7 protein-coding genes are annotated in these 15786 nt (G+C 46.3%); all 7 read right to left on the bottom strand.

Annotation, left to right across the window (positions count from 1 at the left end; all coding sequences use genetic code 11):
• Window position 1: 1 nt before the first annotated feature.
• A complete protein-coding gene (locus H8S65_RS11570) occupies window positions 2-868 on the bottom strand; it encodes a VOC family protein (protein ID WP_186930131.1) in 867 nt (288 codons plus the stop codon).
• A gap of 1 nt (window position 869) precedes the next feature.
• Window positions 870-2864 carry a DUF2264 domain-containing protein gene (locus H8S65_RS11565; RefSeq protein ID WP_186930130.1) on the bottom strand — a complete coding sequence of 665 codons (1995 nt, stop codon included), beginning with the start codon at window positions 2862-2864 and terminating at the stop codon, window positions 870-872.
• Window positions 2865-2881: 17 nt separating this feature from the next.
• Window positions 2882-3928, bottom strand: coding sequence for an aldo/keto reductase (locus H8S65_RS11560; protein WP_186930129.1), 1047 nt, complete (start codon window positions 3926-3928; stop codon window positions 2882-2884).
• A 73-nt stretch (window positions 3929-4001) separates the two neighbouring features.
• On the bottom strand, window positions 4002-5510 hold the full coding sequence (locus H8S65_RS11555; protein WP_186930128.1) for a RagB/SusD family nutrient uptake outer membrane protein: 1509 nt from the start codon (window positions 5508-5510) through the stop codon (window positions 4002-4004).
• Between the two features lie 23 nt (window positions 5511-5533).
• On the bottom strand, window positions 5534-8686 hold the full coding sequence (locus H8S65_RS11550; RefSeq protein ID WP_186930127.1) for a SusC/RagA family TonB-linked outer membrane protein: 3153 nt from the start codon (window positions 8684-8686) through the stop codon (window positions 5534-5536).
• A gap of 261 nt (window positions 8687-8947) precedes the next feature.
• The gene (locus H8S65_RS11545) at window positions 8948-13069 is read right to left on the bottom strand and encodes a hybrid sensor histidine kinase/response regulator transcription factor (protein WP_186930126.1); all 4122 of its coding nucleotides are present in this window, start codon (window positions 13067-13069) and stop codon (window positions 8948-8950) included.
• A gap of 80 nt (window positions 13070-13149) precedes the next feature.
• Window positions 13150-15741 (bottom strand): cyclically-permuted mutarotase family protein, encoded by a 2592-nt coding sequence (locus H8S65_RS11540; RefSeq protein ID WP_255489181.1) that lies wholly within the window; start codon window positions 15739-15741, stop codon window positions 13150-13152.
• Window positions 15742-15786: the final 45 nt, after the last annotated feature.

Raw genomic sequence — 15786 nt, 5'->3', positions numbered from 1 at the left:
TCTATTTTATGCAATAGGCCTCTGTAAATTCAACTCTTGTCTTATCCGGGGTTTGGAGATTCAGCAACCAACGCTTTGTTTTACCGATGGAGGGACGGTTTACGGTTTGTCCGTTTCTCCTCTCTTTTAAGGTATAGATCGTTTCCTGCATATCCTCGACCAGGAAACATGGATGGCTGAAATTCTCATCACAGGGTGAATAGTGTTCGATATTCTCGGTACAGTCGCCCAGACCCAGGTATTGGATAACGCCGGGTTGGGTTTTGTCCAGCGGATATCTGACGATTTCTTTGCACTTCAGTATCTTTACCCAGAAAGGGTCCTGTTCGTCGATCTTTTCGGCGTATAAGCCTGCATGGTGCATCCGTTTGGATATTCTGTTTTCAGACAAGAATTTTCCTTTTGATTTCCGGTGCAGCCCGTCTGCTTTCAGATCGATAAATTCGACATTGTTTCCGGCTGCATCTTGCGTGACAATGACTTCGTTTCCTGCCCCGTCCGTGATACATGGAGAGACTTTCACTCCTTGCGCCTGCAAGTAGAGCAACATATCCCGTACCGACTCCGTTTCCAGCGATACGGAAACGAGGCGTTTCTTCTCTTTCGCCTGTTTGTCGACGATAAATTCTAAGAACTGGCGGTCGTTTATCTTGAACGACACGACTGTTCCTGAAGGAGACGGATAGGAAAAGGCTTCGTCAAACCCCAGGAAACGTCCGTAATACTCCCGTGCCATTTCCATATCACTCACGAGGAATGTCATTTTGGCAATTCCCCATACGGCAGGGCGTTTTGTTTCCTGGGCTATGAGCGAGCATATGGAAATCAATCCGGTGAAAAGGATTGTAAATATTCTTTTGTACGTCATGTCAGTCGATTATTTTGATTTGATATTGTTTCCCTTCAAAGGTAATAACTAATCCGTTGTATGTTCGTGTTACGTTGATTTTTACATTTGCCGGAACACGGCCTTTTGTCCCGTTTACATATACGACAACCGGAGTGTGAGGTGGTACGCCTGCTTTGCTTTGCCAGGAACAATAAGCTCCTAACCCTCCGAAAAGATGTGTATGTTCCCATCCCTTACGGGGCGTGAGCAAAGTGGAATACAGATTGCCTTCGGGTGTGAAAACGGCCTGTATGGTTGAGTAATAATCTCCGCCCTGAATACAGAGCCTTTGCCCGGATGGGGTTTCCTGTAACGTGCCGTTGTGAGGAATACTGATTCCATACCCTCCGACCGATAAGTATAACGGATCGGGATAATTATGCCAAAATACGTGAACCTCCCCGTCGTTTCCGATCAGTGTATGGGTAATCAGTTCGTCTTTCTGGAATTCCGGTGTGCGATCCTCTTTTCCGGAGGATTGCAGATGATATACGCTTGCGATATGATCCGGTTTTATAAATAACGCCCGGCTGCGTAACCTGTACATCCACTGTTTTCCGTCATAGGAATATCCGGTTCGTCCGGCCCCTATATCTTCTCCTCCTTCTCCTGTCAAGCAAAAGCCGATTGTGGCCGAATAGGCATGTTGGTTATATTTGATCGGACTTTGCCAGATCGTTCTGTCGAAAGGTTGTCCTGCCGGATATAGACGGGCGTCTCCGTCAACAGGGCTTACGTTGAGGGAAAACTGTGCTCCTTCGACGGCGACTTTTCCTCCGGCTATATCTGCCGGCATCGGTTCTTCTTTTGCCGTCCAGAACGGGTGGTTTTCCGGAAGTAGCAGGCAACACAGGCCATGCATGGCAAAATAAGGATCACCGGGGACAATATAGTTTTCAGCAAGGCTTTGGTTCTTGCCTAAATAGCCGATATTCAACAGTCCGTTTTCTCCCATGCATCCGTTTTCCCAGAAGTATTTTAAATCACCAGACAGAATCCGTCTGGCTGCTCCCGGCGACAGCGTGCTGTTCCCGTTTATCATAGCCCATCCGATGGCCGCATTACTGGCAAACCGGTATGTCAGTGACCTGCCCCAGGGAATATGCCCTCCGTTACGGGCATATTGGTAAGGTACGGTTTCCAGAAGACGCGAGGATATCTCTTGTATCCTTTTCCCGAATTGCTCTTTCCAGACGGGGTCGTATTGATAAACCATCTGATTGAATAGCTGGAATCCCCAAAAGTTATAATAATCGAATCCCCGGTTGTTGCCGTCTATGAACCAGCCGTCTCCCCTGTACCATCCTAAAAGCCTTTCCATCATTTGGGTATGATGCGCCCGGTTGGAGTCGATTCCGTTCCCGTATTTTTCGATAAGGCCGGTTGCAAATAAGTGGAAGAAATAGTGGTTGTTATGATAGGTCGTGTTGAATGATTGTTTTTGAAAGAAGTTGATCAGGTTCTTCTTCTGTTCGTTCGTGAGCGGATTCCAGAAACGTTCCGGACAGGCGTATATACCTAATGCGAATGATACGCCTATCTGGTCGTTTGGATCGGGATCTCCCCAATACCCTTCGCTTTTGGGATCCGTCCCCCTTGTAATGGCGTTTATAAAAGGTTTTGTGATGGAACCTTTGTATCCCGGAACTTCATCTTTGCCTGTTGCCGTCGTGTAAATGACGACACCAACCATGATGCGCTCCATGATTCTTGCCTGGTTCTCGTTTCTGAAATCTTCAAGTTCCCGGTAAGCACCGGTGGATTCGGGCAAACTGAATATGCCGGTTTCCGGATTTACATAGTTTAAAGCTCCGGCTATCAGCTGTTCGTTTATTTCCAGCCAGTGTGCTCTTGTATACCCTGTATACGGGCTTGTTTGCCGGTCTTCCTTTGCGTTTAAGGAGGAAGCGGACAACACGTCGGTTGAAAATAAACCGAAGCAGAGAATGAAGATAGATATAAAGAATTTTCTCATGGCATTAACTTAATTGATTATACGGACATTGTTTTCCACATGCCGTCTATATAATTATCCTGCATCCAGGGAAGATTCTCATGACGATAGAACGGTTCGAGCTGTACGGCCAGTTCTTTCATCCGTTCCGGCGACAATTTCTTGAAATTGCGAAGGATTTCCAGGTTGGAATTTACTACAGCCTTACTGTCCATGCCGATTACGACGGCATCCGGCCCTTTTAGCGAAAGGGCATATTTGACGAGATCGGGAGCGTGCAGTCCAGGGATCGTCTCCTTGGGACGTACAGCCTTCATGATGAGCACGCCCATTTTATTTTTCTTACCGGCGGGAACAGCTACTTCCTGGCGAGGTGAAGGTTGCTTAGGATTCCAATGGTTCATGGCGACGAGCATGCTGTCGAAATCTCCCCTGTTTGCCAATTCTTTCAAAGCTTGTGCATCCCCATGTCCGGAAAACCCGATAAAACGGGTGATGCCTTCCTCCTTTAACCGATGGAGAATGTCGATTAAATGTCCTTTACGGCTCATTTGGTTAACATCCTCGATAGATTGAACGTCATGTATTTTCAGCATGTCCAGTTTGTCCGTATTGAGCCGTTTCAAACTCAGTTCAATTTCTTTCATGGATTCTGCCGGTTCGCGGGCTGTCACTTTGGTTGAAAGGAATATCTCTTTTCGCCTGTATTTGACAACTTCTCCTACACGCACTTCACTGATAATATGCCGGGGAGATTTTTTCTTTCCCGGAGGAACTGCAATGGTATTATCGTAGGCATGCGCTGTATCCCAATAATAGAAACCGTTGTCGAGAGCATAGTTTAGCATCTCGTATGCTTCTTCGTCTTCGTCGATATGGCAGAACCGGCTTCCCAATCCCAAAACCATTTTGGGAATGATAACACCTGTTTTTCCCAGTTCCGTCGTCGGCAATCCTTTGGCATCATAAGGGTTCTTTATCCTTGCCATATCCATCGATACAGAAGCCAGGCTGTCTGCCGTGATTAATGAAATTCCCGCACCGACTACCCCTTTGATAAAATCTCTTCTGCTGAAATCTTCCATTTCTGTTTTTCTTTTAATTGCTGGATAATTTTGCCGGTTAACACCAGGCTAACCGGCAAATGATGTTATTTTCTTATTTCCATAGCGGATGTTGCTCCAGATTCGGATTTCTGCTTAATTCGTTAACCGGAATCGGATATACATAGTATTTTTTGCTTGTTCCGATATCGACTCCTTTACGGGCAACGCGCTCTTCCATGCAATTCATACGTTTATAATCATACCAAAGATGCCCTTCGTAGCATAATTCCACGACCCGCTCCCAGATAAGCGCTTTATTGAATGCGTCTTTGTCTAAATTGGAAAGACCTGCAAGACCTGCACGTTCCCTTACCCGGTTGATACCGTAGTATTTGTCATAGGAACCGCTGAATCCGGCAGCGTTATTGACCGCTTCGGAGTGCATCAGCAACACGTCTGCGTAGCGGGTGAAATGGTAGTTCAGGTTGGAGTTTTGATCGCCGACACCTGTCTCTTCCGGATCGATATATTTCCAGGTATGTACCAATCCTCTGTTTACGTCAAAGTCTTTTCCCCATACTTTTTCCTCTCCTGTTTTTGTGTCGATGAAGGATAGGATGATGTTGGTGGCAAGACGTTTGTCGCCCGGATTATTCTTCAACATATCTTCATAGAAGTTCATCGTCCCTCCGAATGAGGACCAGCCGGCCATACCGCAAACGTTCTGGTCACGTATGCTGGACATATTTACCCAATTCGATCCGTTCAGATTCTGCTGGAATTCGGCATCGAAGATGTATTCTTTGTTGTGCTCTCCGGCTTCTTTGAAATTCATGGCATAGTTGGAAGCCAGGTCGTAGCTTCCCGATTTGATGATATCTTCGCATTTTGTAGCTGCCAAAGCATAATTTTCTGTCTTGTTCCAAGGATATCCGGCCATTGTCAGATATGTTTTGGCCAGGAATGCCTGAGCGGCTCCTTTGGTGGCGCGTCCTACGTCTTTTCCGGTATATGAATCCGGCAATGCGGATTCTGCAAAAGTTAAATCTTCGATGATTTGTTTGAATACGGCATCGCTTGTCCCCATATTCGGAAGATTCTGATTATCCTGTTCGGATGCGGTAGTAAGCGGCACATTATCGAACAGGCGTATGAGATAGAGATAAGCAAGCCCTCTCATGAATCGCGCTTCTCCTTCCAGACGTTTGATTTTGGCCGGATCACCGCTGATACTCGGAATGTTTTCTATCGCTACATTCGTACGGAAAACGACCTGATAGAAAAATTTCCAGACTAATTCTATACCGTCCGTATTAGGAGTCCAGGTATAGAACTCGAATGCGAGTCGGTAAGGCACGGTCGAGGTTTGAGCGGATGAACATTCAGCCGGATATTCTCCGATCATTAATGCGGCCCGGTGGAACGAGATATCATTATCTTCAGAAGATACGAGCCGGCTGTATATGGCATTTACGGCGGCTTCCGCATCAGCTTCCGTTTTATAGAAGTTGTTTGGAGAAAGGAAATCGTATACGTCTTCTTCCAGGAATTTATCAAAACAGGAAGTCATTAGCCCCATTAAAATAAGGCTGGAAAATATGATTTTATAGATTGATTTCATAACAAATCTGATTTATGAGTTATTTAAAAAGCGATGTTTACTCCCATTGTAAAGACTTTACTTGTCGGATAGGCATTGTAGTCCACGCCTAACTGACGGTTATTTTGTCCCTTACTGTTCACTTCCGGATCAAAGCCCGAATAACCGGTTATTGTGAACAGGTTCTGGGCACTTACATAAAGCCTTAATGATTCGATGTATTTCCGGATCGGGAAACGATATCCCAGTACGATATTTTTCAAGCGGACATATGAGCCGTCTTCAATCATGTAAGATGACAACGGCAGATAGGCATGCGGTGCAAGGCGTGGGGCTGGAATATCCGTTTGTGTGTTGGTCGGAGTCCAGTAGTTCAGCATATCCCTGCGTTGTGAAGCAAATGGAGATACCATTGCATACTCTCCGCGTCCGAGGTTCATGATGTCGTTTCCAATGCTTCCGTTAATGAAGATACTTAAATCGAAATTCTTGTAGGTGAAGTTGTTTGTCCAACTGAAAATGAAATCGGGATTCGGATCTCCGATAACCGCCCAGTCTTCACGGTCGATTTTGCCATCTTGGTTCAGATCCTTGAATTTAGGAGAGCCTAAACCGTCGGTCGTTAATGCTTTCGGATGTTTGGCAACTGTTTCACCATTAGCATTGACGATAGTGGCATCCATCATTTCCTGGTTCTCAAAGACACCGTCATAAACATAGTATTTCCATATACCTACCGGATAATTTTCTTCCAGCCAGCTACCCTCTACTCTCAGGTGTCCGGAGAGGTATCCGTCCGGTCTGCCCGGTGTTACGTCCGGCATACTCAAAACCTTGTTCCGGTTCATGGAATACATAAGTGTGGTATTCCAGGTGAAAGCACCCGGTTTATTACTGGTGATCAGGTCATAGCTGACACTGGCTTCGATACCCCAGTTACGAAGTGTCCCGTGGTTGCTGAAGATGGAACCGAATCCGGAAGAAAGAGGGATTGATACGTTCCAAAGAAGGTCCTTCGTCTTTTTATAATAATAGTCGACATTGAAATTCAACCGGTTGTTCATAAAGCCGAAATCTACACCAAGGTCTAAGTTCGAGGTGGTTTCCCATTTCAAGTTTGAATTCGGAATCTTATTTGGTGCGAATCCGGTTGCCTTATCACCGCCCAGATTGTAAGAATATTGCGACAAACTGGCGACGGAAGAGTAACTTCCGAATCCCTGGTTACCGGTTAAACCGTAACTTGCACGTAATTTCAGGTTGCTGAGCCAGTCTGCCTCTTCCATGAATGCTTCTTCCGTAACGCGCCAGGCCAAAGCTGCCGACGGGAAGAATCCCCATTTGTTATTGACTCCGAATTTGGAGGAGCCGTCGGCGCGTCCAGTCAAAGTCAATAAATACCGGTCTGCATAGTTGTAGTTGATACGTCCCAGCCAGGATGCCATCTGGGAAGACCATCTGGACGAGGTCGGGGTTCCTTTGGTCGTGCTTGCCGAACCCATGCTGTTATCTTCCAAGACATCGTTAACAAAGCCGGAAACGATCGTCTTTCCCTTTGTTTCTTCGTCATACTGGATAGTCAGGCCGGCAACTGCGTTGATGGAGTGCTGTCCAAATTTTTTCTGATAGGTTAACAAGTTCTCGTTCAGATAAACCGAACGTCTGTTCCAGCCTTTGGTCGCGATGCCGTTATCACTCTCTCCCTGAAATACAGTAGAAGGAAGATAAGAGTCACGAAAAGCATTTGAATAGTCGGTACCTCCGCGTATTTCGAGTGCAAGTCCGTCCGTGAGTTTATTCAGATTAAATTTGATGTTGACATTTGCGATGACACGATTGATAGTCGACTTGTCTTTTGCCAGTTCTGCCAAGGCATAAGGGTTGCCTGTTGTTACTCCGTAAGGAGTCTGGTTCATGGTCGAAAATGTCCCGTCTTCGTTATAGACGTACATGGTGGAAGGGATTGCTAACGCTCCGTTGATCACACCACCCCCTTGTGCACCATCACCCTCGGAAAAGGCCACATTCGAAAAGGTCCGGCTCGCAGTCAGCGATGTCTGTACGTTGATCCAGTTCGAGATTTTAGAATCGACATTGGCTCTCAGGGATGCACGTTTCAGATCTGAGTTGATCACAATACCGTCCTGATCGAAGAAGTTTCCGGTGACGGCATATTGATTGTTTTCGGATCCTCCACTCAGGCTTATCTGGTGATTGTGCATGAGAGCTGTACGGAAAATCAAGTCTTGCCAATCCGTACTGTTATTCCGGTAGTAAGAGGGTTCTTTCCATTTCTCGTTTGCTCCTCCGTAAATAGGAGCAACGCCTCCGTTTTCGGCTGCAATATTAGACATGGTGGCAAATTCTTCGCCATTCATCATCTCCATTTTATTGGCAATGTTCTGGACTCCGAAATAACCGTCATACGTTACTTTGGTTTTTCCTGTTTTCCCTCGTTTGGTGGTGATCAGGACGACTCCGTTTGCTCCACGGGAACCATAGATGGCAGCGGATGACGCATCTTTCAATATTTCAATGGATTCGATATCATTCGGATTGATCGTTACCATTCCGTTGTTGGCGATTGCACCGTTCTGGTTCCCTTCTGCCATCGCTCCTGCCCCGACGGGGAATCCGTCGATTACATATAAGGGCTCGTTACTGCTGGAAAGAGAATTTCCGCCTCGTACACGGATGGAGACCTGGCCTCCCGGAGCACCGGATGTATTGGTGACCTGCACACCGGCAGCTCTTCCCTGGATACCCTGGTCTAAGGAGGTCATCGGCAACTTTTGCAATTCTTCCGATTTGATCGATGATACGGCGCCAGTCAAGTCGCTTTTCTTAACCGTACCGTAACCTACGACGACGACCTCTTCAAGAGCTTTGGAATCTTCTATAAGCGTAATGTCAATGGTCGATTTGCTTCCTACGGCGACCTGCTGTGGTACGAAACCGATGTAGGTAAATTCTAATATCGATTTACTGTCGGGTGCATCGATGGAATAACGACCCTCCAAATCTGTGACAGTACCTTGCGTACTTCCTTTTACAACTACATTTACACCGATTAGCGGTTCATTGTATGCGCTTTTTACGACTCCTGTCACTTTCTGTTGAGCAAACATAATAGTCGTGCTCAACAAAAAAGCAAGTATGATGCCAACTTGCCGAAATGATTCAATGATCTTTTTCATATAATGCTAATTTTAAGTTTAACAATGTTTGATTGTCTCCTTTGTCGAGCCTAAAATTATTGATAAGATCAGGATGGTGGTAGAATAAAACGGCCGTTAACTAACACTTTTTCGCATGTTGTTCTGTCTTGGGCTTAAAATGCCGATTTGTACAATTAAAATGCTCACGGGAAAAAGTAGAAACTATTTTTCTTGGAATAACGGGGGCCTTGTAAAAAGAGGGCGTACCCCTTTCTCGAAAAGCATGCATCCTCTTGTCTACTATCCTCCATTAGGTTCTTTATGATGCCGGGAGACAAATTCAGACGGAGATTCTCCGAATTCTTTTTTAAATATCCGTGAAAAATAAGAGGCATTGTCTATCCCTACCCGATCCATAACCATACTGATAGAGATATTTTCTTCCGTTAATATTTGGGCGGCCTTTCTTAGCCTGTAATTACGAATAAATTCGACAACCGATTGCCCGGTCAGGGCTTTTACTTTGCCATAAAGCGTACGTCGGCTCATTGCCAGGGTGGACGCGATCTGTAAAACGTCGATATCAGTATTGGACAGGTTCTTTTCAATAACTTCTGTCAGTTGTTTCATAAACTCGGCATCTCTTTTATTTATGGACGTGTCGGTATTGTCTGTTTGCGCAAAATAGTGTTTGGCATAATATTCCCTTATTCTTGCCTGTTGCTTGAAAAGATTGGATAGGCTTAGCAACAGGATTTGTTTGTTAACCGGTTTTTTCAGATAGATGTCGGCCCCGGAGTAGAGCCCTTCTATTTGATTCTCATCACCTGTTTTAGCGGTTAATATGACAACCGGTATGTGGGAACTGTCAATATTCTCTTTGATTTTTTTACTTAATTCGATGCCATTGATTCCTGGCATCATAATGTCTGTCAGGACGAGATCGATGTTCTTGTTTGCAAGCTGTTCTAAAGCTTCCCGGCCATTTGCTACTTCTTCAACGTTATAGTATTCCCGGAGAGTCTCTGCTAATAATTCTCTCAGATCATTATTGTCTTCCACAAAGAGAATGTTCTTTTTCTTTGAATCCGGTAAAGGGGTGGCAACCGGACTTGTCTCATGATCCATAAACCCGGAACCGGTGTCGAACTTATTCTCCGGATTATGGGAGTCGGCTTCGTTATTATGAAAGTCATCTGCTTCATAAACAGACACGTCGACAGGAAAACCGATCACGATATCGGAACCTAAATCTCTTTCACTGTAGACGGCAATATATCCTTTGTGCAGTTTAACCAGGCTTTTGACTAATGCCAGCCCGATACCTGATCCTAAATGCTGTGTCCCGCTCGATTCACTGACCCTGTAATAACGTTCGAATATATGTCCGATAGAGGCTTCTGAAATTCCGACTCCGCTGTCACTTATGACCAATCCGAAAAGATTTTGAGTTTCATCTCCCGGTTGGATAATGATCTTATTCGCATGCATGCTTGTGAAATTCCTGATGTTCGATAGGGTAGAGACTTTTATGTTTCCTCCTTCCGGGGTATATTTGAATGCGTTGTTGAGCAGATTCAGAAGTATTTTCTCCATTACTTTCTTATCAAAATAACAGTCTGCTGCAATAGACGGGTCTTGTTCTACCGTATACCGTATTCTTTTCTGTTCTGCCGATTCTGAGAAATCGGAGCAATTCTCCGATACAAACCGATTCCAATTATCGATTTGTATATTGAGTTTGATCTTATTGTTTTGCAAAGAACGGAAATCCATTACTTCGTTTACCAGAGCTAATAATCGCTTTGCATTGTTTTCAAGGATCGATATGTATTTCCCGGCGAGGTTCCCGGCTTTGATAGGCTCCAGTGCCGCGAGGATAAGCGAAAGCGGCGTCCGGAAATCGTGTGAGACATTTGTGAAAAATGTCAATTGTGCCTGGTGGTATTCTTCTTTTTGTTCCCGCTCTCGTTCTTCCAGGTAGTAGTGCATTTTAAGCTTGCGCTGGTAATTGTAGTAACGGATGAGTGCGTAGAGAATGATGGAAACTAAAAGAATATATGAGGCAATTGCCCAGTTGCTTAACCAAGGGGCCGGTTTGATAATGATTTTGAGGGTAGTCAGTTCACCCCATACACCGTCATTGTTGGCGGTCATGATTTCAAAATTGTATGTACCTTTTGGTACTTTGGAATAGGAAACAGATCGATGGCTTGCATCTGTTTCGATCCATTTGTCATCATATTTCTGTAGGCGGTATCGAAAACGGTTTTTATCCGGATTCAGATAGTTCGTAGATGTAAATTCGAAAGAGAAATTATTCTGGTTGTAATCGAGCACCAGTTCTTTTGTTTGAAAGATAGAAGATTTCAGAGGCGAATTCTTGGTGTTGGGAATGACGGGAATGTTATCGAGTAAAAAATCGGAAAGGATTACGGCCGGCTTATAGTTGTTATAAGAGATTTTGGACGGGGCAATAATGGAGAACCCTTCATTCCCTCCGAAATATAACTCCCCATTGGTTGATTTGAATGTGGAGAAAGGATAATAAGTTTGTCCCTGTGCCCCGTCGGCTTTATTGAACTGTTGTAGCCTGTCGGTTTCGATGTCCATACGGAATAAGCCGTTATCGGTCCCCAACCATATGTTCCCTTTGTTATCTTTATTGATACTATAAATGGAGTGGACTTTATATTTTGATAAATCAGCTTTTAAAGACAAGCTCCGGTTCGGGATGTCGTAAATAAGCAAGCCGTTTCCGTGTGTCCCTATCCATATGGACTGCTTGTCGTTGTCTACGTAGATTGTTTGGATATTCATGCCTTGTGGGTCCTTGATATCCGAATGCCTGTAATCTGCCACTTGTACATGGCGGGTCCGCACATTCATGGTTAACAGCTGATAGGCGGAAGCGATCCAGAGGGTATCGCCATTTCCCCTTCTGATATCGCTGATATTTCCATTCGATTGAATTGGAGGGGCCAGGAAATTAATATGTTCCGTTGTATTATCCTTGATTGATAAATAGGTCAGGAAGTTCCGGTTCATCAGATATTTTATCCAAAGCCCGGAATCGGCTTCGGCTACAATTCTTTCAACATGGTCGTTTATCAGCATGTTGTTGTTGAGTGTATAATGGGTAAAGTGTTCGCTCCGTGTATCGAGGCAATCCAAACCTCCGCGTGACATGCCTATCCACAATTTGTTATCGGTGTATAAAAGGCTTTGGATATTATCGTAGGAAAGGCTGTTTTTAGTAGGATTATATTTGAAGTGAGTAAAGGTTCCGGCCTGTTTATCATACCGGTTAAGTCCTCCGCCTTCCGTCCCGATCCATAAAGATTTTTCATCTTCGGCAAAACTGCTGACGACCGAATAGCTTAAATCGTCCGTTCTCCCGTTAAATGATTTCAAACTTTTCTGTTCGTCAAGGTTAATGAAGCAAAGACCTCCCGAATAGGTTCCGAACCATAGGCATCCTTGTGTATCTTCAGCGATTCTCCAAATAGAATTGCTGGGTAATCCGTAAGGATCAGTTTTCTCATATGAATAGTGAGTGAATTCGTCGGTTTCCGGGTTCAGGATATATATACCCCGTTGTCCTGTAATCCATATATGGTTAAATTTGTCAATGAATAGAGCTCTGGCGGAAACTCTCGTGTCTCCTGCCGGATAAAAGAAATCATATTGTTTGATTGGCTGATAGCTGTCGGTCGGAATAACGACCAGGCCTTTACTCTCGGTCAGGACATAGAGTAAGGAATCTGCTTGGATGATGTCGGCAATATTATATTCGGGAATATGAAGAACCTTCTGGAACCTGTTTCCCGTTTCGTCATATAAGTAGATTTTTCCTGTCGCCGTCCCGATATAAATCTTATTATGCTGGGTACAAATGCCCGAAACGTCGGGTATGTCGCTCGTTTCCGATTTTATAGCCGTAAACCGGAAGGTTTCCCGGTCAAACAAACCGACGGAGGAAGGATTGGATATCCATAACCTTCCTTTCATATCCTCTTTGATTAATGAACATCTTCCTGGTTGCAAACGGTCGAAATTATCGGTCAGTGAATTGTATTTGAGTAGTCCGTTGCTGGTTGTCACGTAAAGATCGCCTTCCTTGTCGATCTCCAATCTTTCGAAAGTCAGTGAGGCGAAGGGAATCGTTTTATTGATTTTTTCCGTATAAGGCTTAAAGGTATATCCGTCGAACCGATATAGATTGTTGACGGTCGTCACCCAGATAAATCCCCATTTATCTTGCCGGACATCGCGTTGCCCGTTTATGCTTAGCCCTCCGTCGGGGGATATCCGCCTGATTTTGTAGTTTGATTCTATTTTATTAAGATGGCTGCCTGATGCGGACAAATGTGCCAATGTTATGATAGCAAAAGAGAGAAGAAATATGATTTTTCTGGACATAGCAAAATAGTATTACTTTGATTCAACCGATAGTGACACAAAGTTATAGAAAGATATGACAAATAAATCATTCTTGATTGTTATTTTGAGTGGCCGGATATTTTCGGAGGAAGCATAAGTTCAAAAGCATTGACTTCCGGCGTGCGGATACCCGGCTTTAGCTCTCCGCCAATTATGATTACCGTGTTGGCATTGTTTGCGATGCCGGCGCCGGCACGTGCCAGTTCTTCGTAGTCGCCTAAGTGGGTCCAGTGTTTTGTGAAAGTATTGTATTGTAGCAGGGAGGTATTGAACTTATACCAGCCGGCAGGATGTAGCAGATAATCTGGTTGAGGGTGGTTAAGAGCGTCACGGAAACGGTCGTAGTTCACGCCTCCTGTCAGCAGGATGGAACTGTCGCCCGACGCGACGGCACAGCCTCCCGTAATGGTACGATAGGAACCGTCTGCTAAAGAAGGCAAGAGTCCTTCGTTTCTCCACTGTTTTGTCTCCGGATGATAAGAAAGTATGTCAGTGCAGACAATGGCTTCCTGATGGGCGGATGCCGGCTGGAAACCGCCTGCCAGATAAAGTCGCACGCCGTCCCCGGATTGCTGGGCTGCCAGGACGGGCTGTACGCGGGCAGGTCCGGGAAAGTCCGGAAGCCGTACCCATTCCTTTTGAGGCGATGGCGTTAGCTGTAATGAGAAGAGCGAGTTTGAACAGTCCGGATGCTTATTTCCCCCGGCGACATACAGGTAACCGTCGGCATAGGTGGCCGAGAGATTATCCATCGGCATGGGGAGTGACGGCAGCTCAGAGATATGCAGTCGCTGCTTTTTCCTGTCCCAATTCAGGAAAAAGACCTGCCCGGAAGCACCTTCCCGGTTATTTCCCCCGATCCATACGAGCCCTTCGGGTGTTGTGGCCGATGCCCCGTAGGCAAGCGGCAACGGCAATCTGCCGATCTTTCTCCATCCGGCGGGAGATCGGGCGGTCATATCTAATGCGTATATATCGCTGTAGTATTCTTTTGTACCCCCTTCGGACGCTGGTTTGCCAGGAAAGTTACACCCTCCGGCCACGATCAACTGCCCGTTGCTGACACCGGTGAACGGAGCGGAGATTCCGAGAGCCGGCTTGCCATCCGGGCCGGGCAGATCGGGCAACCGGAACCAACTGACCGGAGCAGCTTCCGAACGGAATGTCGAAGCCGGAAGCTCCGCTTCGTTCACTAAATTGGCACGGGTGAAAGGTTGCCAGCCGTAACGGACGAATTTCGGATTACGGATTTGACCGCTCCATACTTTTACGGTCTTTCCATCGATGATTTGTGCCTCTGCGGGGACGAATAAACCATCGTGCCCGGCTATCTCGAAAGTGCGCAGCCGGCCGCCGTCGGAACTGTGCATACCTTTTCCGTAATCGAATGTGACATAGGCAGCACCGTCCTTGAATGTCGCCGAGCGGTAGAGCGGGCCGGAAGGAAGGATATCGTGCCCGTACGTCTTATTGAGCGCCCAGTGAGCGAGGCGTTCCCCTATCTCCCGTTTGTGGCGCGGGTGGACATCTAAGGAATCGCCGTGATCGCTGCTGACCGCCATGCCGCTGTTGGGGATCGATTGAAGCATCCGTCGCTGGCTGTCCCGGAACCAGGGCCAACTGGGACGGTCGATGCTGGATAGTTGCACATAATAGAAAGGCAATTCTTCCGCCCAGTTCTCCCGCCAGTTTTTTGTCAGAAGATGGAACAATTTCTCATGCGCTTCCACATTGTGGGCGTTCGATTCTCCCTGATACCAGATGATCCCCCGTATCGGGAATTTTTCGAGCGGCTGAATGCCGGACTCGTATAAGTAGCAAGGCTCGTAAGGATGCCGTTGCTGCTTGTTCGCCGATTTTCGGATGTTGAGGGCGGCGCGTTCCCGTGCCCAGGCTTGAATGAGATCATTCTGTTTCCAGTCGTAGAGGATGTCCGGGAACTCAAATTCCAGGGTTTTGCGGTCTATCCAGGCCTCCGCCGGCGAACCGCCTATGGCGTTCAGGATAAGTCCGACCGGAACCTGCAAGCTGTCTGACAACATCTGCCCGAACGCAAAGGCTACGGCAGAGAAACGATTCGCCGTCTCTTCGTCGCATTCCTTCCATTCGGTATCCCGGTAATATTGAAGCCTGTTGAGGGAGTCCAGTGTCGAAATGTCCCATTCCACCGCATTTGTCGTCCACCGAGGCTTCATGTCGAAGAGGCGGATTTGCGGTTTCCGGGCGGCAAATTCCAGAAAAGCCTTCCGCTGGCTGTCGACGGCGCTGCTGACCTGGAACGCCATATTCGACTGGCCGGAACAAAGCCATACTTCGCCGATCAGGACATTAGTATAATCCAGTCTTCCGGATGCGGCTGAGATGCTCAACGTGTACGGTCCTCCTGCCTTCATCGGCGGCAGGGTGACCGACCATTTCCCGTCCGGAGCCGTTACCGCTTCGCCCTTCTGTCCGGCAATGCCGACCGTCACTTTTTCCCCGGCATTGGCTGTCCCGGCTATCCTGAGCGGTTTCTCCCGTTGGAGTACCATATTGTCCGAATAGGTGACAGGCATTTGCAAGTTCCCGTTGTCTACGCAGGTAACCTTGATCTTTTGTGCATGAACCGCGGCACTCAATACGATGAATAAACAGAACAGGAACTTTTTCATTTGCTTATCGTTTCTTATCGGAATATGTGACAAATATGAACATCC

This window comes from Parabacteroides hominis (assembly GCF_014287585.1).
Taxonomy (GTDB): domain Bacteria; phylum Bacteroidota; class Bacteroidia; order Bacteroidales; family Tannerellaceae; genus Parabacteroides; species Parabacteroides hominis.
Note: the sequence above shows the minus strand (reverse complement) of the source record. Positions and strands in the feature narration are given on the sequence as shown.